Annotated in this window: 19 protein-coding genes; 16 read left to right on the forward strand and 3 right to left on the reverse strand. The window is 59.4% G+C overall.

From position 1 onward, the window contains the following. Positions 1-44: 44 nt before the first annotated feature. From ACSHXH_RS07305 to gph, 16 genes are all read left to right on the forward strand, one after another. Positions 45-377, forward strand: coding sequence for a hypothetical protein (locus ACSHXH_RS07305; RefSeq protein ID WP_435671126.1), 333 nt, complete (start codon positions 45-47; stop codon positions 375-377). A gap of 90 nt (positions 378-467) precedes the next feature. After that, positions 468-863 (forward strand): DUF5333 domain-containing protein, encoded by a 396-nt coding sequence (locus ACSHXH_RS07310; protein ID WP_435671127.1) that lies wholly within the window; start codon positions 468-470, stop codon positions 861-863. A 199-nt stretch (positions 864-1,062) separates the two neighbouring features. Beyond that, positions 1,063-3,084, forward strand: coding sequence for an NADH-quinone oxidoreductase subunit NuoG (gene nuoG / locus ACSHXH_RS07315; RefSeq protein ID WP_435671128.1), 2,022 nt, complete (start codon positions 1,063-1,065; stop codon positions 3,082-3,084). Positions 3,085-3,128: 44 nt separating this feature from the next. Then, entirely contained in the window at positions 3,129-3,491 is a 363-nt protein-coding gene (locus ACSHXH_RS07320; RefSeq protein ID WP_435671318.1) for a hypothetical protein, read from the forward strand. A 7-nt stretch (positions 3,492-3,498) separates the two neighbouring features. Beyond that, positions 3,499-4,527, forward strand: a complete 1,029-nt coding sequence (gene nuoH, locus ACSHXH_RS07325) for an NADH-quinone oxidoreductase subunit NuoH (protein WP_435671129.1) — start codon at positions 3,499-3,501, stop codon at positions 4,525-4,527. Between the two features lie 11 nt (positions 4,528-4,538). Then, complete coding sequence (gene nuoI / locus ACSHXH_RS07330) at positions 4,539-5,033, forward strand: NADH-quinone oxidoreductase subunit NuoI (protein ID WP_085629564.1); 495 nt, start codon at positions 4,539-4,541, stop codon at positions 5,031-5,033. Then, on the forward strand, positions 5,030-5,440 hold the full coding sequence (locus ACSHXH_RS07335) for a carboxymuconolactone decarboxylase family protein (protein ID WP_435671130.1): 411 nt from the start codon (positions 5,030-5,032) through the stop codon (positions 5,438-5,440). The genes nuoI and ACSHXH_RS07335 overlap by 4 nt, the downstream gene beginning before the upstream one ends. Beyond that, a complete protein-coding gene (locus tag ACSHXH_RS07340) occupies positions 5,437-6,039 on the forward strand; it encodes an NADH-quinone oxidoreductase subunit J (protein ID WP_435671131.1) in 603 nt (200 codons plus the stop codon). The genes ACSHXH_RS07335 and ACSHXH_RS07340 overlap by 4 nt, the downstream gene beginning before the upstream one ends. Positions 6,040-6,142: 103 nt before the next feature. After that, on the forward strand, positions 6,143-6,448 hold the full coding sequence (nuoK, locus tag ACSHXH_RS07345) for an NADH-quinone oxidoreductase subunit NuoK (protein ID WP_435671319.1): 306 nt from the start codon (positions 6,143-6,145) through the stop codon (positions 6,446-6,448). Between the two features lie 5 nt (positions 6,449-6,453). Continuing rightward, complete coding sequence (gene nuoL / locus ACSHXH_RS07350) at positions 6,454-8,571, forward strand: NADH-quinone oxidoreductase subunit L (RefSeq protein WP_435671132.1); 2,118 nt, start codon at positions 6,454-6,456, stop codon at positions 8,569-8,571. Further along, a complete protein-coding gene (locus ACSHXH_RS07355) occupies positions 8,571-10,115 on the forward strand; it encodes an NADH-quinone oxidoreductase subunit M (RefSeq protein ID WP_435671133.1) in 1,545 nt (514 codons plus the stop codon). The genes nuoL and ACSHXH_RS07355 overlap by 1 nt, the downstream gene beginning before the upstream one ends. 12 nt (positions 10,116-10,127) lie before the next feature. Then, positions 10,128-11,570, forward strand: a complete 1,443-nt coding sequence (gene nuoN, locus ACSHXH_RS07360) for an NADH-quinone oxidoreductase subunit NuoN (protein WP_435671134.1) — start codon at positions 10,128-10,130, stop codon at positions 11,568-11,570. A 140-nt stretch (positions 11,571-11,710) separates the two neighbouring features. Beyond that, complete coding sequence (locus tag ACSHXH_RS07365; protein WP_435671135.1) at positions 11,711-12,445, forward strand: biotin--[acetyl-CoA-carboxylase] ligase; 735 nt, start codon at positions 11,711-11,713, stop codon at positions 12,443-12,445. A 12-nt stretch (positions 12,446-12,457) separates the two neighbouring features. Next, positions 12,458-13,237 carry a type III pantothenate kinase gene (locus ACSHXH_RS07370; RefSeq protein WP_435671136.1) on the forward strand — a complete coding sequence of 260 codons (780 nt, stop codon included), beginning with the start codon at positions 12,458-12,460 and terminating at the stop codon, positions 13,235-13,237. Then, positions 13,234-14,901: a ribonuclease J gene (locus ACSHXH_RS07375; RefSeq protein WP_435671137.1), complete on the forward strand. Its 1,668-nt coding sequence runs from the start codon at positions 13,234-13,236 to the stop codon at positions 14,899-14,901. Before ACSHXH_RS07370 ends, ACSHXH_RS07375 begins: the two co-directional genes overlap by 4 nt. Then, positions 14,898-15,554: a phosphoglycolate phosphatase gene (gene gph, locus ACSHXH_RS07380; protein WP_435671138.1), complete on the forward strand. Its 657-nt coding sequence runs from the start codon at positions 14,898-14,900 to the stop codon at positions 15,552-15,554. Before ACSHXH_RS07375 ends, gph begins: the two co-directional genes overlap by 4 nt. Before the next feature lie 58 nt (positions 15,555-15,612). On the opposite strand, the gene ACSHXH_RS07385 is transcribed toward gph, so the two are convergent. From ACSHXH_RS07385 to ACSHXH_RS07395, 3 genes are all read right to left on the reverse strand, one after another. Then, on the reverse strand, positions 15,613-17,169 hold the full coding sequence (locus ACSHXH_RS07385) for a DEAD/DEAH box helicase (protein ID WP_435671139.1): 1,557 nt from the start codon (positions 17,167-17,169) through the stop codon (positions 15,613-15,615). A gap of 223 nt (positions 17,170-17,392) precedes the next feature. Then, positions 17,393-19,147: a glycosyltransferase family 2 protein gene (locus ACSHXH_RS07390; RefSeq protein ID WP_435671140.1), complete on the reverse strand. Its 1,755-nt coding sequence runs from the start codon at positions 19,145-19,147 to the stop codon at positions 17,393-17,395. Between the two features lie 87 nt (positions 19,148-19,234). Beyond that, the gene (locus ACSHXH_RS07395; protein WP_435671141.1) at positions 19,235-20,842 is read right to left on the reverse strand and encodes a peptide chain release factor 3; all 1,608 of its coding nucleotides are present in this window, start codon (positions 20,840-20,842) and stop codon (positions 19,235-19,237) included. Positions 20,843-20,861 lie beyond the last annotated feature (19 nt).

The raw sequence follows: 20,861 nt of genomic DNA on the forward strand, positions 1-20,861 counted from the left end.
CTCACGGTGCATGGTGCGGCAAGAGATGACAAAAGGACAACACCATGAAAGCAACATGGGCAGTGGGCGCAGTTTTCCTCGCTTTGACGGCATGTGGCCAAGGTGACCTTGACACCGTGACGTTCGAGGGCGCGCGATTCAGCGGTGACCTGCGGTCAGAGCGTTCGGACCGGACGTCCTTTGTGGCGACAGGCGGGCCGGCGTCGGTCAGCCTTGAAGGGGCGAAACAGGCTGCGGTTTACCAAGCTGTTCAGCATTGCATCGACCATTTGGGCAGTTCGGACATGGCGTGGGTGAACGGGCCGGATGCCCCTGATGATACGCTTGTCATCGATAACAATAAAGTGGTGTTGACCGGCCAATGTATTGAGCCATAAAACACCGGGCTTTTCGACAAACTGATCCGTGATATTGAATAACACAGGCCGTCGTCCCCATATCGGGTGAACACGACGCTGGAAGGACTCATGCGTATATTAACGGCTTCTCTGATCTTGGCGCTGTCCATGGGGACACTGGCTTCGGCCAAGCCCGCGTTGCGTGATGTGCCCGAGATTGACAACGGATTGATGGTGGTCGCCATCGCCGACGCGATCCGCAAATCTTGCTCAGACATCAATGCGCGCCTCATTCGTGCCTATTCGGAATTGAACAGGCTCAAGGCGGTGGCGCGCGAACAAGGCTATACCGCAGACGAAGTCGAAGACTACGTGACCTCGAAAGACGAAAAGGCGCGGATGAAAGTCAAAGCCGAGGACTATCTGCGATCCAAGGGCGTTCAGCCGGATGATCGCGGGGCGCTGTGCCGGTTCGGACAAAGCGAAATAGCGTCTGGAACGGCAATCGGTCAATTGCTCCGCTAAGGCGTGTTCTGCATGCGCATCTGTGTCAATGGATGCAGGTGCAGAAAAACCTGCCCCCGCGTCGATATTTCCCGTTTTCTTTTTGCCCGAAGATCTGGCCTATTCCGAATTGCCACGCTAGAAGGCGGACGACGTCAGCCGATCGCCTCTTTGCCACGGCATCGACTGCGCCAGCCAAATGGGAACAAAGGGCTCGGGCATGTCTGACTTGCGCAAGATCATCATTGATGGAAACGAAGTTGAAGTAGACGGCGCGATGACGCTGATTCAGGCCTGCGAACAGGCTGGAATCGAAGTGCCGCGCTTTTGCTATCACGAACGTTTGTCCATCGCCGGAAACTGCCGGATGTGCCTTGTCGAAGTGGTCGGCGGTCCGCCCAAACCTGCGGCAAGCTGCGCGATGCAGGTCAAGGATTTGCGCCCCGGCCCCGAAGGTCAAGCGCCGGTTGTGAAGACCAATTCGCCCATGGTGAAAAAGGCCCGCGAAGGGGTGATGGAGTTCTTGCTCATCAACCACCCGCTGGATTGCCCGATCTGCGATCAGGGCGGCGAATGCGACCTTCAAGATCAGGCCATGGCGTATGGCGTCGATTTCAGCCGCTTCCGCGAACCCAAGCGTGCGACCGACGATCTTGATCTTGGTCCGCTTGTCGAAACGCATATGACGCGCTGCATTTCCTGCACCCGTTGCGTCCGCTTTACCACCGAGGTCGCGGGCATCAGCCAAATGGGCCAGACAGGCCGGGGCGAGGACAGCGAGATCACATCTTATCTGGGCGAGACGCTCAATTCCAACCTGCAAGGCAACATCATCGACCTGTGCCCGGTGGGCGCGCTGGTCTCCAAACCCTATGCCTTCACCGCCCGCCCTTGGGAACTGACCAAAACCGAATCCATCGACGTGATGGATGCGCTTGGGTCGAACATCCGGGTGGACACCAAAGGCCGCGAAGTCATGCGTTTTCTGCCGCGCAACCATGACGGCGTGAACGAGGAATGGATTTCCGACAAGACGCGCTTTGTCTGGGACGGGTTGCGCCGCCAGCGGTTGGATACGCCCTATATCCGCGAAAACGGCAAGCTGCGCGCAGCCACATGGCCCGAGGCGCTGACCAAAGCCGCCGCCGCCATGAAGGGCAAGAAAGTCGCCGGGCTTGTTGGTGATCTGGCCCCGGTCGAGGCGGCTTATGCTCTTAAAACGTTGATCGAGGGGCAGGGCGGCAAAGTCGAATGCCGCACCGATGGCGCAAAGCTGCCCATCGGAAATCGGTCCGGCTATGTCGGCACGGCGTCCATCGAAGACATCGACACGGCGGACAAGATCTTGCTGATCGGCACCAATCCGCGCGAAGAGGCGCCGGTGCTCAATGCACGCATCCGCAAGGCGTGGTCGGCGGGTGCTGATGTGATCATGGTCGGCGAAGCGGTCGATCTGACCTATGACTACGAGCATATGGGCACAGGTCGCGCAGCGTTGGCCCATGTGGCCAATCTCGATATGACAGCCTTGCAGGACAAGTCTTGCATTCTGATCATCGGACAAGGCGCTCTGCGCGAGGCGGATGGCGCCGCTGTTCTGGCAATGGCTCAGGCAATCTGCGAAAAATCGGGCGACAAAAAGCTTTTGGTCCTGCACACGGCGGCTGGCCGCGTTGGGGCGATGGATGCGGGCTGCGTCACCGAGGGTGGCATGGACGCCGCCATCGACGGCGCAGAGGTGATCTACAACCTTGGTGCAGACGAGGTCGATATCGCGGCGGGTCCGTTTGTGATCTACCAAGGCTCGCATGGGGATCGCGGCGCACATCGCGCGGATATCATCCTGCCGGGGGCCGCCTATACCGAAGAGCAGGGGCTTTTCGTCAACACCGAAGGCCGCCCGCAACTGGCGCTGCGTGCCAGCTTTGCACCGGGCGAGGCCAAGGAAAACTGGGCCATCATTCGTGCGCTCTCTGCCGAACTGGATGCAACCCTGCCGTTTGACAGCCTTGCGCAACTGCGTCAGGCACTGGTCAAAGACGCGCCGCATCTGGCGCAAATCGATACGGTGCCGGAAAACGCGTGGGTGGTGGAACCTGCGGGCATGCTCGGGGATGCGGATTTCCGCAATGCCATTCACGACTTCTACCTGACCAACCCGATTGCGCGGTCCAGCACGCTCATGGCGGAACTCTCTGCGGGGGTCAAAGCCCGCAAGGACACCAAGATCGCGGCGGAGTGAGCAGGGTGCGCCAACTGGCGGTCATAACACCTGTCGCATTGGCAATGGTGGGCGGATTGTCCGGGTGCGACGCTGCACAAACTGCGCCACAACGGTTTGTTCCCGGGTATGAAGGGGTGCAAACCACCCTTTTGGACGGGGATTTGGTCAAGTTCGATGTGGCGATGCGTGGTGCGCGCGGGCCGTCGGATGTGGAAAACTACGCCGAATGTGCGGCAGCGCAATACGCGCTTATTCGGGGCTACGGATTTGCGCGTCATTTGCGCACAAATGTATACGAAGAGGCTGGCCTCTGGCGAGGAGATGCGGTTTACACCATCTCGTCGGCGCTGCCCCGTGGGGTGCGGACCATCGACGCCGAAGTCGTGACCGCCTCTTGCGTTGAAAACGGAATACCGATGGTTTGAGGACGTGATGGCTGACTTTCTTACCACCCCCCTGGGGATCGGCGTGATCATCGTGGCACAGTGCCTTGCGGTACTGGGCTTTGTGATGGTCAGCCTTTTGTTCCTCGTGTACGGCGACCGGAAAATCTGGGCGGCTGTCCAGATGCGGCGCGGACCCAACGTTGTGGGGGCTTACGGCCTGCTGCAAACGGTGGCGGATGCGTTGAAATACGTGGTCAAAGAGGTGGTTGTCCCCGCCGGTGCGGACCGTCCGGTCTTTATGCTGGCGCCGATGACCTCGTTCGTTCTGGCGATGGTGGCTTGGGCGGTGATCCCGTTCAATGACAACTGGGTGCTGTCCGACATCAACGTGGCGATCCTGTTCGTCTTTGCCGTGTCCTCGCTCGAAGTGTACGGCGTGATCATGGGTGGGTGGGCGTCGAATTCCAAATACCCGTTCCTTGGCTCGTTGCGCTCTGCCGCGCAGATGATCTCGTACGAGGTGTCTTTGGGTCTGATCATCATTGGCATCATCATCTCGACCGGATCGATGAATTTCGGTGACATCGTGCGTGCACAGGATGGCGATTACGGGTTCTTCTCGTGGTACTGGCTTCCGCATTTCCCGATGGTTTTCCTGTTCCTGATCAGTGCCTTAGCCGAAACCAACCGCCCGCCGTTTGACCTTCCCGAAGCAGAATCCGAACTGGTTGCGGGCTATCAGGTGGAATACTCGTCCACGCCGTTCCTGCTGTTCATGGCGGGGGAATATATCGCCATTTTCCTGATGTGCGCGCTGATGAGCCTGCTGTTCTTTGGCGGTTGGCTGTCGCCCATTCCGGGCCTGCCGGATGGCGCATTGTGGATGGTCGGCAAAATGGCGTTCTTCTTCTTCATCTTCGCCATGGTGAAGGCGATCACGCCGCGCTACCGCTATGACCAGCTGATGCGGATCGGTTGGAAAGTCTTCCTGCCGTTCTCGTTGGCGTGGGTGGTCTTCGTGGCATTCGCGGCGAAATTCGACTGGTTCTGGGGCGCTTTTGCGCGTTGGGTTTAAGGAGAGTAGACATGACGCAGATCGATTACGGACGCGCGGCAAAATACTTCCTGCTGCAAGACTTTTACCAGGGCATGAAGCTGGGCCTGAAATACTTCTTCGCCCCCAAGGCGACGCTCAACTACCCACATGAAAAGGGGCCTTTGTCCCCACGGTTCCGCGGCGAACACGCGCTGCGCCGCTATCCCAACGGCGAAGAACGCTGCATCGCGTGTAAACTTTGTGAAGCGATCTGTCCGGCGCAGGCGATCACGATTGATGCCGAACCCCGCGATGACGGCTCGCGCCGCACCACGCGCTATGACATCGACATGACCAAATGTATCTACTGCGGCTTCTGCCAAGAGGCCTGTCCGGTGGATGCGATTGTCGAAGGTCCGAATTTCGAGTTCTCGACCGAAACGCGCGAAGAGCTGTACTACGACAAGGCGAAGCTTCTGGATAACGGCGACCGCTGGGAAGCCGAAATTGCGCGCAACCTCGAACTGGATGCGCCGTACCGATGACCGATCCGAAAACCCCTTTTGAGCTGATGATGCAGCAGGCGCAGGAAATGGCGAAAGCGTTCAATCCGGCGCTGTCGTCATTCGACCCCAAGGGGTTTGAAAAGATGTGGCCGACCATGCCGAAAGACGCCATGGAAATGTGGTTCGGCAAGGGGATCAGCAAAGACGGGCTGGATGCCAAGACGCGGCTGCTGCTGACGTTGGCCGGTCTGACAATGCAAGGCGCGCAGGCCGATACGCAGGTGCGCATGACCGTGCGACACGCTTTGGCCGCAGGTGCCACCAAAGACGAGATTGCCGAGACCATCGCCCAGATGTCGATGTTCGCCGGTATACCCGCCATGACCCGCGCGATGGAACTTGCGCGGGATGTCATGGAAGACGACAAAAAGGATGACGAGACATGAGCGTCTTTGCCTTCTACCTCTTTGCCATTTGCACCATTGCGGGTGGGCTGTTCACAGTAATCAGCCGCAATCCGGTACACTCGGTGCTGTGGCTGATCCTCGCCTTCCTGTCTTCGGCCGGATTGTTCGTGCTTCTGGGCGCGGAATTCGTGGCGATGCTGCTGGTGATCGTCTACGTGGGCGCGGTGGCGGTTCTGTTCCTGTTCGTCGTGATGATGCTGGACGTGGATTTCGCCGAGCTTAAGGCCGAGATGGCGCGCTACGTGCCGCTGGCGCTGTTGTTCGGGGTGATCATCCTGATGCAATTTGCGCTGGCCTTTGGCGCATGGGAAAGCAACGCCGCGGCCGAAGGGCTGCGCGCGCAGGTGGCGCCGGTGGACCGGCACAACACCGAAGCTTTGGGCATGATCCTGTACGACGAATATTTCCTGCTGTTCCAGTTGTCGGGTCTGATCCTGCTGGTGGCGATGATCGGTGCGATTGTCCTCACTCTGCGGCACCGCTCGGACGTCAAACGCCAGAACGTGCTGGCGCAGATGTACCGCGATCCGGCCAAGGCGATGGAATTGAAAGACGTGAAGCCGGGGCAGGGGCTTTAGGCACAGCTTATGCGTGTCCCCATGGGGGCACGTTTGAAATCAGTGGGTTGGCATCCGCCAACCTGTCGAAAGAACCAGAGGGCGCAAGGCCCCGGGGGACGTGATGATAGGACTAGAGCATTACCTCACAGTCGCAGCGGTGCTGTTTGTGACAGGCATTTTCGGGCTGTTCCTGAACCGCAAGAACGTGATCATCCTGCTGATGAGCATCGAATTGATGCTCTTGGCAGTGAACATCAACCTTGTCGCGTTCTCAAGCTTCCTTGGCGATCTGGTCGGGCAGGTATTCACGCTGTTCGTCCTGACGGTCGCGGCGGCGGAAGCGGCCATCGGCCTTGCCATCCTCGTCTGTTTCTTCCGCAACCGTGGGTCTATCGCGGTTGAAGACGTCAACGTGATGAAGGGCTGACGACCATGGAAACGCTTATCCTGTTTTCCCCGCTTGTCGGCGCGCTTTTGTGTGGCTTTGGCTGGAAGTTCATCGGCGAGACCGCAGCGCAATGGGTGGCCACGGGCCTGTTGTTCTTTGCCTGCGTGCTCTCGTGGATCGTGTTCCTGACCCATGACGGCGTAACCGAGACCATCAACATCCTGCGCTGGATCGAATCCGGCACGCTGAGCACCGAATGGGCGATCCGTCTGGATCGTCTGACGGCGATCATGCTGATCGTCGTGACCACGGTTTCGGCGCTCGTGCACCTGTATAGCTTTGGCTACATGGACCACGATCCGCAGTGGAAAGAGGGCGAGGTCTACAAGCCGCGCTTCTTTGCCTACCTTTCGTTCTTTACCTTTGCCATGCTGATACTGGTGACATCGGACAACCTTGTTCAGATGTTCTTCGGTTGGGAAGGCGTGGGCGTTGCGTCCTACCTGCTGATCGGCTTTTACTACCGCAAACCCTCGGCCAATGCCGCCGCCATCAAGGCGTTTGTGGTCAACCGGGTCGGGGATTTTGGGTTCGCGCTTGCGATCTTTGCTCTGTATTTCCTTGTCGACAGCATCCGCTTTGACGACATCTTTGCCGCCGCACCGACGCTGGCGGAAACGCAGCTGACGTTCCTCTGGACCGACTGGAACGCGGCAAACCTGATTGCCTTCCTGCTGTTCATCGGCGCGATGGGCAAATCGGCGCAATTGTTCCTGCACACATGGCTGCCCGATGCGATGGAAGGCCCGACACCTGTTTCGGCGCTGATCCACGCGGCGACGATGGTGACGGCGGGCGTGTTCCTTGTCTGCCGCATGTCGCCGGTGATGGAATTTGCGCCCGAAGCGATGATGTTTGTGACCATCCTTGGTGCATCCACGGCCTTTGTGGCGGCAACCATCGGGTTGGTCCAGACCGACATCAAACGCGTGATCGCCTATTCGACCATGTCGCAGCTGGGCTATATGTTCGTGGCGGCGGGTGTCGGCGCGTATAGCGTGGCGATGTTCCACCTGTTCACGCATGCGTTTTTCAAGGCCATGCTTTTCCTGGGTGCCGGATCGGTCATCCACGCGATGCACCACGAGCAGGATATGCGGAACTATGGCGGCCTGCGGAAAAAGATCCCCTATACTTTCGCGGCCATGTTCATTGGCACCCTTGCCATCACCGGCGTGGGGATTCCGCTGACCGGATGGATCGGCTTTGCAGGGTTTGCATCCAAGGACGCGGTGATCGAAAGCGCCTATGCTGCCGGTCCGATGGGCTATGCCTTCTGGCTGCTGGTCATTGCGGCGCTGTTCACCAGTTTCTACAGCTGGCGTCTGATGTTCCTGACCTTCTATGGCAAGCCGCGCGGCGACAAGCACACGCATGAGCATGCGCATGAAAGTCCAGTGATCATGCTGATCCCGCTAGGTGTTCTGAGCCTTGGATCGATCTTTGCCGGCGCCATCTGGTACAACAGTTTCTTTGGTCACACCGACACGGTCGCCAAGTTCTTTGGTGTGCCTTACGCCGAAGCCAGTGAGCACAGCGCCGAGGGCGACAGCCACAGTGACACCACGCATGGTGACGCGGCAGAGGCTGGGCACAGCGAAGATCAGGCCAAAGACGACAAGCATCACTACAATTTTGCCGGTCAACCGGGTGAGGGTGCGATTTATGTTGCCCCGGACAACACCATCATCAACGATGCACACGCTGTGCCAAAATGGGTCAAGGTGAGCCCGTTCATCGCCATGCTGATCGGGTTTGTCTTTGCCTATTGGTTCTACATCGTGAATCCGTCGCTGCCCAAGCGACTGGCCGAGAACCAGCGCCCGCTTTACTTGTTCCTGCTCAACAAATGGTATTTTGACGAGATTTACGATTTCCTTTTCGTCAAACCTGCCAGCGCATTGGGCCGTTTGTTGTGGAAGCGCGGCGATGGCAATGTCATTGACGGGTCGATCAACGGTCTTGCGATGGGCTTTATCCCCCTGCTGACGCGGATCGCTGGGCGGGCACAGTCCGGCTATATCTTCACATACGCCTTCTTCATGGTGGTGGGCATTGCGGCCCTTGTCACCTGGATGTCGCTGGGCGGAGGAGCAAACTGATGGATAACCTTCTTTCCATTGTCACGTTCCTGCCCGCGCTTGCGGCGCTGATCCTTATGGTCTTTCTGCGCGGCGACGACGAGGCGGCGAACAAGAACGCGAAGTGGCTGGCCTTGATTGCGACCTCGGCCACATTCCTGATCTCGCTGTTCATCCTGTTCCAGTTCGACCCCCAGAACACCGGCTTTCAGATGGTCGAAGAGACCGAATGGCTGCTTGGCCTGCAATACAAGATGGGTGTGGACGGCATTTCGGTGCTGTTTGTCATGCTCACCACCTTCATGATGCCGCTTGTAATCGCGGCAAGCTGGGATGTGAGCCACCGCGTCAAGGAATACATGATTGCGTTCCTTTTGCTGGAAACGCTCATGCTGGGCGTGTTCATGGCGCTGGATTTGGTGCTGTTCTACCTGTTCTTCGAAGCGGGTCTGATCCCGATGTTCCTGATCATCGGTATTTGGGGCGGCAAGAACCGCATTTATGCGTCGTTCAAGTTCTTCCTGTACACGTTCCTTGGCTCTGTTCTGATGCTGGTGGCGATGGTGGCGATGTTCTCGGATGCGGGCACCACGGATATCGAGCAATTGTTGGTGCACCAATTCGGATCGGAAAGTTTCTCGATCCTCGGGGTGCAGATCGTGGGCGGGTTGCAAACCCTCATGTTCCTTGCGTTCTTTGCCAGCTTTGCGGTCAAGATGCCGATGTGGCCAGTGCACACGTGGTTGCCCGATGCCCACGTCCAGGCGCCGACCGCCGGGTCGGTGGTTCTGGCGGCGATCCTGCTCAAGATGGGGGGCTATGGGTTCCTGCGGTTCAGCCTTCCGATGTTCCCTGTTGGGTCTGACGTGATGGCCCCGCTGGTTCTTTGGATGTCGGCGATTGCGATTGTCTACACCTCGCTTGTGGCGTTGGTGCAGGAAGATATGAAAAAGCTGATCGCCTATTCGTCGGTGGCCCATATGGGCTATGTGACGATGGGCATTTTCGCCGCCAACCAACAGGGGATTGACGGTGCAATCTTCCAGATGATCAGCCACGGCTTCATCTCGGGTGCATTGTTCCTGTGCGTTGGGGTGATCTACGACCGGATGCACACCCGCGACATCGACGCCTATGGCGGTCTGGTGAACCGGATGCCGGCGTATGCGCTGATCTTCATGTTGTTCACCATGGCCAATGTCGGTCTGCCGGGCACATCGGGGTTTGTCGGGGAATTCCTGACGCTGGTGGGCATCTTTCAGATCAACACATGGGTGGCAGCGGTCGCCACATCTGGCGTGATCCTGTCGGCGGCCTATGCCCTTTGGCTGTATCGCCGCGTGGTGCTGGGGGATCTGATCAAGGAAAGCCTTCGCACCATCACAGACATGACACGCCGCGAGCGCGCGATCTTTGCGCCACTGGTTGTGGCCACCATCCTCTTTGGCGTGTACCCGGCCCCGATCCTCGATACGATCGGGCCGTCGGTCGAGGCGCTGGTTTCCAATTATCAAGTCGCGGTTGCGGAGGCGGATCTCGCCACGCAGGTCGCGCGTAGCGAATAAGGGAGCGTGGCTATGCTCGCGGCTGATCTGGCTATCATCCTGCCGGAAATCGTTCTGGCGGTCTATGCGATGCTGGCGCTTTTGGGCGCGGTTTACACGATCAAGGACGGCGCGGCGTCATTGTTGGTCTGGACCACAAGCGCGTTGTTCCTGGCACTTGCGATCTGGATCGGCGTGACCGGGGCAGGCACCAACGTGGCCTTCAATGGCATGTTCATCGATGATGGGTTTGCCCGCTTTGCCAAGGTGGTGATCCTTGTATCTGCGGCAGCGGTGCTGCTGATGTCCGAAGCCTACATGACGCGGCGTGGCCTGTTGCGGTTCGAATACCCCATCCTGATCGCGCTGGCGGTTGTCGGCATGATGATGATGGTGTCCGCAGGCGACCTGATGGCGCTTTATATGGGGCTCGAACTGCAATCGCTTGCGCTTTATGTCGTGGCCTCTTTGCGCCGCGACAGCCTGAAATCGACCGAAGCGGGCCTGAAGTATTTCGTTCTGGGCGCGTTGTCGTCCGGTTTGCTTTTGTACGGTGCGTCGCTGATCTATGGCTATTCCGGCACCACGCTGTTTTCCGGCATCGTCCAGACAGCGCAGCACGGTGACATGTCACTGGGGATGCTGTTTGGCCTCGTGTTCCTGATTTCGGGTTTGGCGTTCAAAGTGTCGGCAGTGCCGTTTCACATGTGGACGCCGGATGTCTACGAAGGCTCGCCCACACCGGTCACCGCGTTCTTTGCCACGGCCCCGAAAGTGGCGGCGATGGCGCTATTTGCGCGGGTGATGCATGACGCGTTTGGCGATGCGGTCAGCGATTGGTCGCAGGTCATTGCGCTTTTGTCCGTGCTGTCGATGTTCCTTGGCGCGATTGCCGCGATTGGTCAGACAGATATCAAGCGTCTGATGGCGTTTTCGTCGATCGCTCATATGGGCTATGCGCTGATGGGCCTTGCGGCTGGCACGGTCTTCGGCGTGCAGGCGATGCTTATCTATATGGCGATTTACGTGACGATGAACGTGGGCACCTTTGCCTTTATCCTGTCGATGAGCCGCGACGGTCAGCCGGTGTCTAACATTGCATCGCTCAACATGTATTCCAAGCGGGAACCGGGCAAAGCGCTGGCGATGCTGGTGCTGCTGTTCAGCCTTGCTGGCGTGCCGCCGCTGGTGGGCTTTTTCGGCAAGTTCTACGTTTTGCGCGCGGCCTATGAGGCGGGGCTGGCGTGGTTGGCGATTGCCGGTGTGATCGCGTCGGTGATCGGGGCGTTCTATTACTTGCGGATCGTGTTCTACATGTATTTTGGCGAAGAGCGCGACGACGTGTTGGATCAGGGCAGATCGCCGGTTCTTTGGGGTATGCTGATGGCCAGCGCCGTGATCATGGTGGTGGGTGTTGTGAACCTGTTCGGGATCGAGGGGGCGGCGGCGGCTGCGGCGGCGACCCTTGTCAATTAAGCGATGTGCATCGTTGAAACCTTGTGACGCGCCAATGGCGCGTCGCTTTGTTTTTTGCGCCCCGCTGCGCGGTATGCCGCTTGGGGGCTCTGCCCCCAAACACCCGAGGTATTTCCAGCCCAAAGAAACCGGGTGTTGGCATGGCTGACTGGCCCATGGGATATGGGCGGCAGGTGTTACCCGAGGTGGACAGCACCATGGCCGAGGCCGCGCGGCAAGCGCGGGATTTGGCGGGCCCGACCTGGATCTGTGCGCTGCACCAGACGGCGGCGCGCGGACGGCGGGGGCGGGCCTGGGTGAACCCGGCTGGCAATTTTGCCGCCACGCTGGTGATGCCGACGGTCGAGACGCCGGACAGACGCGCCTTGCGCAGCTTTGTGGCGGCGCTGGCGCTGTATGATGCGCTTGTGGCGGTGTCGGGGCGTGCAGAGGGTCTGGCGCTCAAATGGCCGAATGACGTTCTGCTGACGGGGGGCAAGGTCGCGGGCATCCTGCTGGAAAGCCTTGGGGATCACCTGGCCATCGGGATCGGCGTGAACCTCGTAGCGGCCCCAGAGATGTCGGAGGTCGAGGCGCGGGCTGTGGCACCGGTGTCGGTTCTGTCGGCGCTTGGTGTGGATGTGACACCGGAGGTGTTTCTTGTTGCGCTGGCGGATGCCTTTGCGCGGCATGAGGCGCAGTTTGTGACCTATGGGTTTGCGCCGATCCGCGAGGCTTGGCTGGCGCGGGCGGCGCGTTTGGGCGAGACGGTCACGGCCCGAATGGGTGAGACCGAGATAACCGGCACATTCGAGACAGTGGACGTTGAGGGGCGGATCGTCCTACACACCGCGTCAGGGCGTCAGGCCATTGCGGCGGCGGATATTTTCTTTTGAGGAGCCTTTTGGATGCTTCTGTGTATTGATTGCGGTAACACCAACACCGTTTTTTCGATCTGGGATGGGGAGCGGTTCTTGTGCACGTTGCGCACATCAACCCATCACGGGCGCACGGCAGATGCCTATTTCACCTGGTTTTCGACCCTGATCAAGCACTACGGGATCGAGGCGGATATATCGGATGTGATCATTTCGTCGACGGTGCCGCGTGTGGTGTGGAACCTGCGGGTGTTCTCGGACAGGTTCTTTGGAGTGCGCCCCATTGTGGTGGGCAAGCCGGAATGCCTGTTGCCGCACCCGCCGCGTGTGGATGCTGGCACCGGCGTGGGGCCGGATCGGTTGGCCAATGCCGCGGGGGCCTTTGACCGCCATGGCGGGGATGTGGTTGTCGTCGATTTCGGCACGGCGACGAATTTTGATGTGGTGGCTGAAGACGGGGCATATGTCGGGGGCGTTATCTCGCCGGGGGTGAACCTCAGCCTTGAGGCGCTGCACCAAGGGGCGGCGGCGCTGCCGCATGTGGACATTTCGCAACCGGAGCGCGTGATCGGGACCAATACGGTGGCCTGTATTCAATCCGGTATCTTCTGGGGATATATCGGATTGATCCAAGGGATCACGACGCGCATCAAGGAAGAATACGGCCGTCCCATGAAGGTGATCGGCACAGGCGGGCTTGCGCCCTTGTTCGCACAGGGCGACCTGCTATTTGACACAATTGAAGATGACCTGACCATGCATGGTTTGACGGTCATTCACACATACAACAAGAAATCGGAAATATCATGAGCGGTGAACGGATCATCTATCTGCCTTTGGGCGGAGCAGGCGAAATTGGCATGAATGCCTATGTCTATGGCTATGGCAAACCCGGTGAAGAACGTTTGATCCTTGTGGATCTTGGCGTCACCTTTCCGGACATGGACAGCACGCCCGGGGTGGACCTGATCCTGCCGGATATCTCGTGGTTGAAGGCGCGTCGCAACCAGCTTGAGGCGATCTTTATCACCCATGCGCATGAAGATCATGTGGGCGCGGTAGGGCATTTCTGGGAAGAGCTGGGCGCGCCGATCTATGCGCGGGCGTTCACGGCGCATATTGCGCGTCTCAAGATGGAGGATGCGGGGCAATCCCCCGAGACTGTGCGCACAGTGTCGCCATGGCCCGAGGTCGTGACGGCAGGCCCGTTCAAGGTAGGCTTTGTGCCGATCTCGCATTCGATCCCCGAAAGCTCGGGGCTGGTGATCGACACGCCAAAGGGCCGGTTGGTACATTCGGGTGATTTCAAGATCGACGAAACGCCGGTTGTTGGCGAAGCCTTTGATCGCGCGCTGTGGGAAGAGGTCGGCAAACCCGGCGTCAAGGCGCTGATCTGCGACTCGACCAATGTGTTTTCGTTGCATGAAGGCCGATCCGAAGTGACTGTCGGACCCGAGATTGAAACGCTGGTGCGCGAGGCCAAGGGTATGGTCGTGGCGACGACCTTTGCGTCCAATGTGGCGCGGGTCAAGACGCTGGCCGAGGCCGGGCATCGGGCCGGGCGATCGGTTTGCCTGTTGGGCCGCGCGATGCGGCGCATGGTCGAGGCGTCGATCAAGACGGGCGTGTTGGCGGATTTCCCGACCGTGGTCAGCCCGGAAGAAGCGACGCAGATCCCGCGGGAAAACGTCATGCTGATCGTGACAGGGAGCCAGGGCGAACGCCGCGCGGCATCGGCGCAATTGGCGCGGGGCAAGTATCAGGGACTCAAGATGGTTGAAGGCGATCTGTTCCTGTTCTCGTCCAAGACCATCCCCGGCAATGAGCGCGGTGTGATCACTATCATGAACGCGTTTTCAGAACAGGGTGTGGACGTTGTCGATGACAGCTCGGGCAAGTATCATGTGTCGGGTCACGCCAACCGGCCTGATCTTGAGACAATGCACGCGGCAGTCAACCCGCAGCTTGTCATCCCGATGCATGGTGAGCACCGCCACCTGCGCGAGCATGTGAAGGTTGCAGGCGCGGGCGGGCGCAAGGGCGTGTTGGCCGTCAACGGAATGATGATGGACCTGTCCGGCAATGTGCCAACGGTGGCCGAATATGTTGAAACCGGGCGCACCTATCTCGACGGCTCAGTGAAGATCGGCGCGATGGATGGGATCGTGCGGGACCGGATTCGCATGGCACTGAATGGGCATGTGATCGTCACGGTGATTCTTGATGAAGATGACGAGATGCTGGGCGAGCCGTGGTGCGAAGTCATGGGGCTTCCCGAAATGGGCCGCAACAACGCGTCACTGGTGGATGCTCTGGAAGAAGATCTGTCACAATTCATCGGGCGGGCCGGGGCCAAGACGATCACCGATGATGACAAGCTCGAAGAAGGGTTGCGCCGGGTTGCGCGTCAGACAACGCAAAATGAAATCGGCAAGAAAGCGGAAGTGACCGTTGTCATCAGTCGATTGGGATGACACCGGCGGTTGTTTTCGATCTGGACGGGACGCTGATCGACAGCCTCCCGGACATCGCAGCGGCGGCAAATGCGCTGTTGGCAGATCACGGGCTGGGCCCGCTGCCGCAGTCGCAAGTCGGTGGGTTTGTCGGTATGGGGGAACGTGTGTTCCTTGATCGGCTGATCGCCGCAACCGCGTTGGACGCGAATGAGTATGACACGCTGATGGCAGCGTTCATTGCCCACTACAAAGCCAGCACCGGTCTGACCACGGTTTTTCCCGGTGCGCTGGATATGCTCGTGGCGTTAAAGGCGGAGGGCTACAAGATCGGGCTGTGCACCAACAAGCCGGGCGTTCCCTTGGCTGCCGTGCTTGAGGTGCTTGATTTGGCCAGGTGGTTCAATGTGATCATCGCGGGTGACACGCTGCCGGTGCGCAAGCCAGACCCGGCGCCTCTGCGCATGGCGTTTGATCGCATGGGCGCGACCAAGGGTCTCTATGTCGGGGATAGTGATGTGGATGCCGAGACCGCGCAGCGGGCAGGGGTGCCGTTCGCGTTCTTCACCGAGGGCATTCGCACAAAGCCGGTAGAAGACATCCCCCATGACCGGGCGTTTGACTGCTTTGGCGATTTGCCTGCAATTTGTTCAGAATTGATGCGGCCATTCTAGGCGGGCGATGCGTTGAGGCATCGTCCCGTTTCCGAGGGCGGAAACGGGATCACGTTGTCTAGCCTGCGCGGCGTTCGTCAAAGCTTTTGGCGATGAATGTGGGCATGTGATCGCCCATTCCAACAACATTGTTGTCACGCCCACCGCGATCATTGCGGCGGCTGCGGTTCGCATTGGCGTTTGCGTTGCCAGAGCTGTTGTTGCGGTGCGTGTCCGCGTGCTGCTGCGGCTTCTGCTGCTGTTTTTGCTCGCGCACTGGTTCTTGTGCGACGTCCTTGGCAGGCTCTTTGCGGGGTTCCGGCTTGGCTTCCGCAATCACAGTTTCGGGTGCGCTGCTGGTTGCCTCCATGGACTTGTCGGCGGGTTTGCTGCGGCCACGGCCACCGCGGGTGCGGCGCGGTTTGGCGGGCTTGTCGCCGTCGGTGCCTGTATCCTTGACCTCGTCCTCTGAGATCGGGGCAGAGTTGCCCATGGGGTTGTCCACACGGGGGATGTCTTTTTGCAGCAGACGTTCGATGGCATCGAAGTTCTTTTCGTCCTTCGGCACGCAGATCATCAGTGCCTTGCCGTCTCGTCCGGCGCGACCTGTGCGGCCGATGCGGTGCACATAGTCTTCGGCATGGCTGGGCACGTCAAAGTTGAAGACGTGGCTGACTGACGGCACATCAAGGCCGCGCGCTGCGACGTCCGACGCAATCAGGAAGCGCAGGCTGCCTTCGCGGAACCCTTCGAGGGTTTTGGTGCGCTGCGACTGGTCCAGATCACCGTGGATCGGGGCGGCGTCATAACCATATTTCTTGAGCGACTTGGCCACGATATCCACATCGGTCTTACGGTTGCAGAACACGATGGCGTTGGTGCATTTGTCGCCTTCCGCGTCGATCAGCTTGCGCAGAAGTTCGCGCTTTTCGGTGCCTTCGCGGTCGCGGCGCGACGCTTTGAACATCACGACGCCCTGTGCGATCGTCTCTGACGCCGATGCCTGACGCGCCACCTCGATGCGGGCCGGGGCAGACAGGAAAGTGTTGGTGATGCGTTCGATCTCGGGCGCCATGGTGGCCGAAAAGAACAGCGTCTGGCGTGTGAAAGGTGTCAGGCTGAAGATGCGTTCGATGTCGGGGATGAACCCCATATCGAGCATGCGGTCTGCCTCGTCCACGACCATCACTTGAACGCCGGTCAACAACAGCTTGCCGCGTTCGAAATGGTCCAGCAAGCGACCCGGTGTGGCGATCAGAACATCCACGCCCTTGTCGATCAGCAGGTCTTGTTCTTTAAAGCTGACACCACCAATAAGAAGCGCCTTGGTCAGCTTGACGTGCTTGGCATAGGTGTCGAAGTTTTCTGCCACCTGTGCGGCCAATTCGCGGGTCGGGCACAAAACAAGGCTGCGCGGCATTCGGGCGCGGGCGCGGCCCCGGGCCAGAAGTGTGATCATCGGCAGCGTAAAGCTGGCGGTCTTGCCTGTTCCGGTCTGGGCAATCCCCAGAACATCGCGGCCTTCAAGGGCGGGGGGAATGGCACCTGCCTGAATCGGGGTGGGTGTATCGTAACCCGCCTCTTCGACAGCTTTCAGGACTTTCGGGTTGAGGTTCAACTCAGAGAATTTTGTCATGTGTATCCGTTATTCACGGACTACCTGCGCCCGTGCGTCTGTTGCGATCCGGCCCGTCTGGCCCTGTGTTAGTCCACAGTCACGATCTGACGCGTGTGTACTCGGGGATGCTGGGCGGGTCAATGAGCGTGCCGCCTTCTGCGCGGATGTGCCTATATGGGCGAGTTATTGGTGGCTTGATCGCAACAAATCGCGTTTTTTGGAGGAGATTGTTTCCATTTCCTTAACGATTTGGGTGCAGGCCGAAGATCTTTTCGATGGCGTTGTCCGGGTCAAAGGCCGGAGACAGCAGCAGACCGTGCCGTTTCAGGCGGGTGCGTAGCTCTGGGCTGTCTTGGCACATTTCGTCAAAGAACTGGCGCAATCCTGCTTCGCCTTCTTCATCGCGTAGATATTGCAGCAGGGTGCCGATCGTCTTGGGGGCATCGTCGGATTTGATGCGGTACGATCCTTTGGTCTGGCGAAATTCAAGCTTGGCAGCAAAGCTGTCCCAATCGGGTGCATGCAGATGGCCAACATAGGCGTTTGTCAGGGTGGCGGTGTTGATCACATCAGCGCCTTTCACGCGCAAGCGGTGGATGGCAAGGCGGATGTCGCCCAGCCCTGTGCGGGCAAAGACCTTGCCTGCCAGATGGCTGAGAAACCCGCCGCGCACATAGCTGCCAAATGTGGGGTAGATGTCGGTGACCGCCTGTGCGGGCACGCCGTCGGTGGTGGTGCGCAGTTTGAAATGTTTGGGCAGGTCGCCGGTGACGGGCGCGGCCAGCGCCTCGGCAGGGAACAGGCGCGCCCCGGCCATGTCATCGGGGATGGATTTCAGCGCAGAGGACAGCTTGCCTTTGGTCAGGATAAATTCATCGGTGTCGATATGGCCCAGCCAATCTACCGTACCTTCGGCATCGCGCAGGGCGCGGGTCGCGTTGAAGGTCTGGCGCAGCTGATGCGCTTCGGGGCGGGTTTTGCCGGTCTTCTTCCAATAGGCCGCATCACAGAGTGTGAGGGTGATTTTGGGATGACCTTTGAGCAGCGCCGCGATGTCCGGGTCAGGGGCATCGAGGTAGAGGTAAAGATGCGATGCGCCGCTATCGAGGTGATGGGCCACGAACCGCGCCACATCGCGCAAGGGCGCGTTGGTGGTGCATACCAGCCCCCAACGCGGCGTGCCCGCACGGGGTTTGGGCACTGGAACGGTCACACCTGACGCGTCATTGGGCGCCGTGGCCTGTTCCATCCGCCGCAGTTTGCGCACGCGCAGGCGGTGCAGGCGGCGGAACACCGTGCGCGGATCGTCGATCAGCCGCTGCAGCATGTCATGGGCAAGGGGCCGGATAACAGGATCGCTGTCAGCCTCTTCCCAGAGGCGGCCAATCATGTTCACGTCCAGCCCACCATCGGTCAGGGAAAATGCGTTCATTTGCAGCGGCAGGGGCGATGTGGCGCGACCGTCCAGTGTAAAGGGGCGGTCTGCATCGCGGCCCGAGAACAACCGTTCGCTTTCATAGAGCTTCATCGCGCCAAAGAGCGTCGACAGCGCGAGGCCCGTGCTGCGCTGTGCCGATGTTTTTCCGTGATCGCCAAAGGTGGTCAGGCTGGAGACCTTCCAGCGCAGGTCCATCTCGCGCAGCAGCAGATCGGCCTGCTCGGTCCACAGGCGCAGGAACAGGTCGGCGGTGTGGCTGGGTTGGCTGCGTTTACGCAGATGCGCGATCAACAGGCCATTGAGATGCAAGAGCGCGTTCTGGCCCGTCAGCTCGCGGGCGATTTCCCAAATCTTGCGCGCATTGTCCGATGTCGTCCGGCTGCTGTCTGGCGGCATTGAGACAGTTGTCTTGGCAAGTGCTGTCAGATCACAATCAAGCGGCGGCAAGGATTCGCCCTTGGCAAATCCTAGCGGCGCGCGCCGGGCGTTCATGTGCTCTACGATGCCAGCAAGCCCGTTCGGGTAGGCGGGGTTGGGCCTTGATGTGTCTCTGCTCATATTGGCAGAGTGCCGTGCCGCTGCGGCTGGATCAACGAAAAAGGCGTGTGAGATGGTGTGATCCAAGCCCGTACAATCGCGCTTGGGTCACACCATCATTTCCTTGGTCGCGGACAAGGTCACGTCGGGATAATCGCGCGCCACGCGGTCGATGTCCCATTGCAGGCGGGTCAGGTATACCGCGTCGCCATCATTGTCCTCGGCCATATGCTGTTTGTTGGCATTGATTAGCTTTTCCACCGCAAGCTTGTCGCCATGAACCCAACGAGCAGAGGTGAATTGCGAGGCCTCAAAGCGGACGGGCAGGCCATATTCCAGTTCAATCCGGCTTCCCAGCACTTCGAATTGCAGCGCGCCGACCACGCCGACGATAAAGCCAGACCCGATCATCGGCTTGAAGACCTTGGCTGCGCCTTCTTCGGCGAATTGCATCAGCGCCTTTTCAAGGTGCTTTGACTTGAGAGGATCGCCCGCGCGCACGGTTTGCAGCAGTTCGGGCGCGAAGGACGGAATGCCTGTCACCTTGAGAGCTTCGCCTTCGGTCAGGGTGTCGCCGATGCGCAATTGGCCGTGATTGGGAATGCCGATGATGTCGCCGGCCCATGCCTCTTCGGCGAGTTCCCGGTCAGAGGCAAGAAAGAGCACCGGGTTGGTGATCGACATCGGCTTCTTGGACCGCACATGGGTCAGCTTCATCCCGCGGTGAAAATGGCCAGAAGCCAGCCGGACAAAGGCAACGCGGTCACGGTGTTTGGGATCCATGTTCGCCTGAACTTTGAAGACAAAGCCGGAAACCTTTGTTTCCTCGGGAAGAATCTGCCGTGGATTGGCCTTTTGCGGCTGCGGCACTGGCCCGTATGTGCCGATCCCGTCCATCAGTTCCTTGACCCCGAAGGAGTTGATGGCAGAGCCGAACCAGATCGGGGACATATGCCCTTCGAGCACAGCTTGCGGGTTCAGCGCAGGCAGCAATTCGCGGGCCATTTCGATCTCTTCGCGCAGCTTTTCAAGCAGGTGCGCGGGGATGTGTTCGTCCAGTTTCGGGTCGTCCAGCCCTTCGATGGCGATGCTTTCGGCGACTTTGTTGCGGTCGGCGCGGTCCATAAGTTCAAGACGGTCGCGGATCAGATCGTAGCACCCCAAAAAATCGCGGCCGACCCCGATGGGCCAGCTTGCCGGGGTGACGTCGATGGCCAGGTTTTCCTGAATCTCGTCAATGATATCAAAGGTGTCGCGGCTTTCACGGTCCATCTTGTTACAAAAGGTCAGGATCGGCAGATCGCGCAGACGGCACACTTCAAACAGCTTTTGTGTTTGGCTTTCCACGCCTTTTGCGCCGTCGATCACCATGACAGCTGCATCCACTGCCGTCAGCGTGCGATAGGTGTCTTCGGAAAAATCCGAGTGGCCGGGGGTGTCGACAAGATTAAAGCGGAAGCTCTTGAAATCGAACGACATTGCCGAAGCCGAAACCGAGATTCCCCGGTCCTGTTCCATCTTCATAAAGTCCGACCGCGTGCGGCGCGCTTCGCCCTTGGCGCGGACCTGACCGGCCATTTGAATCGCGCCACCGTATAGCAGGAATTTTTCGGTCAGCGTGGTTTTGCCAGCGTCCGGGTGCGAGATGATGGCAAAGGTGCGCCGCCGAGCAATTTCGGCGGGCAGATCGGGGCGATTTGAAGCGGTGTCCAGCATGGCCGCGCGTATAGGCGGC

This window comes from Marivita sp., assembly GCF_051251565.1.
Taxonomy (GTDB): Bacteria; Pseudomonadota; Alphaproteobacteria; order Rhodobacterales; family Rhodobacteraceae; genus Marivita.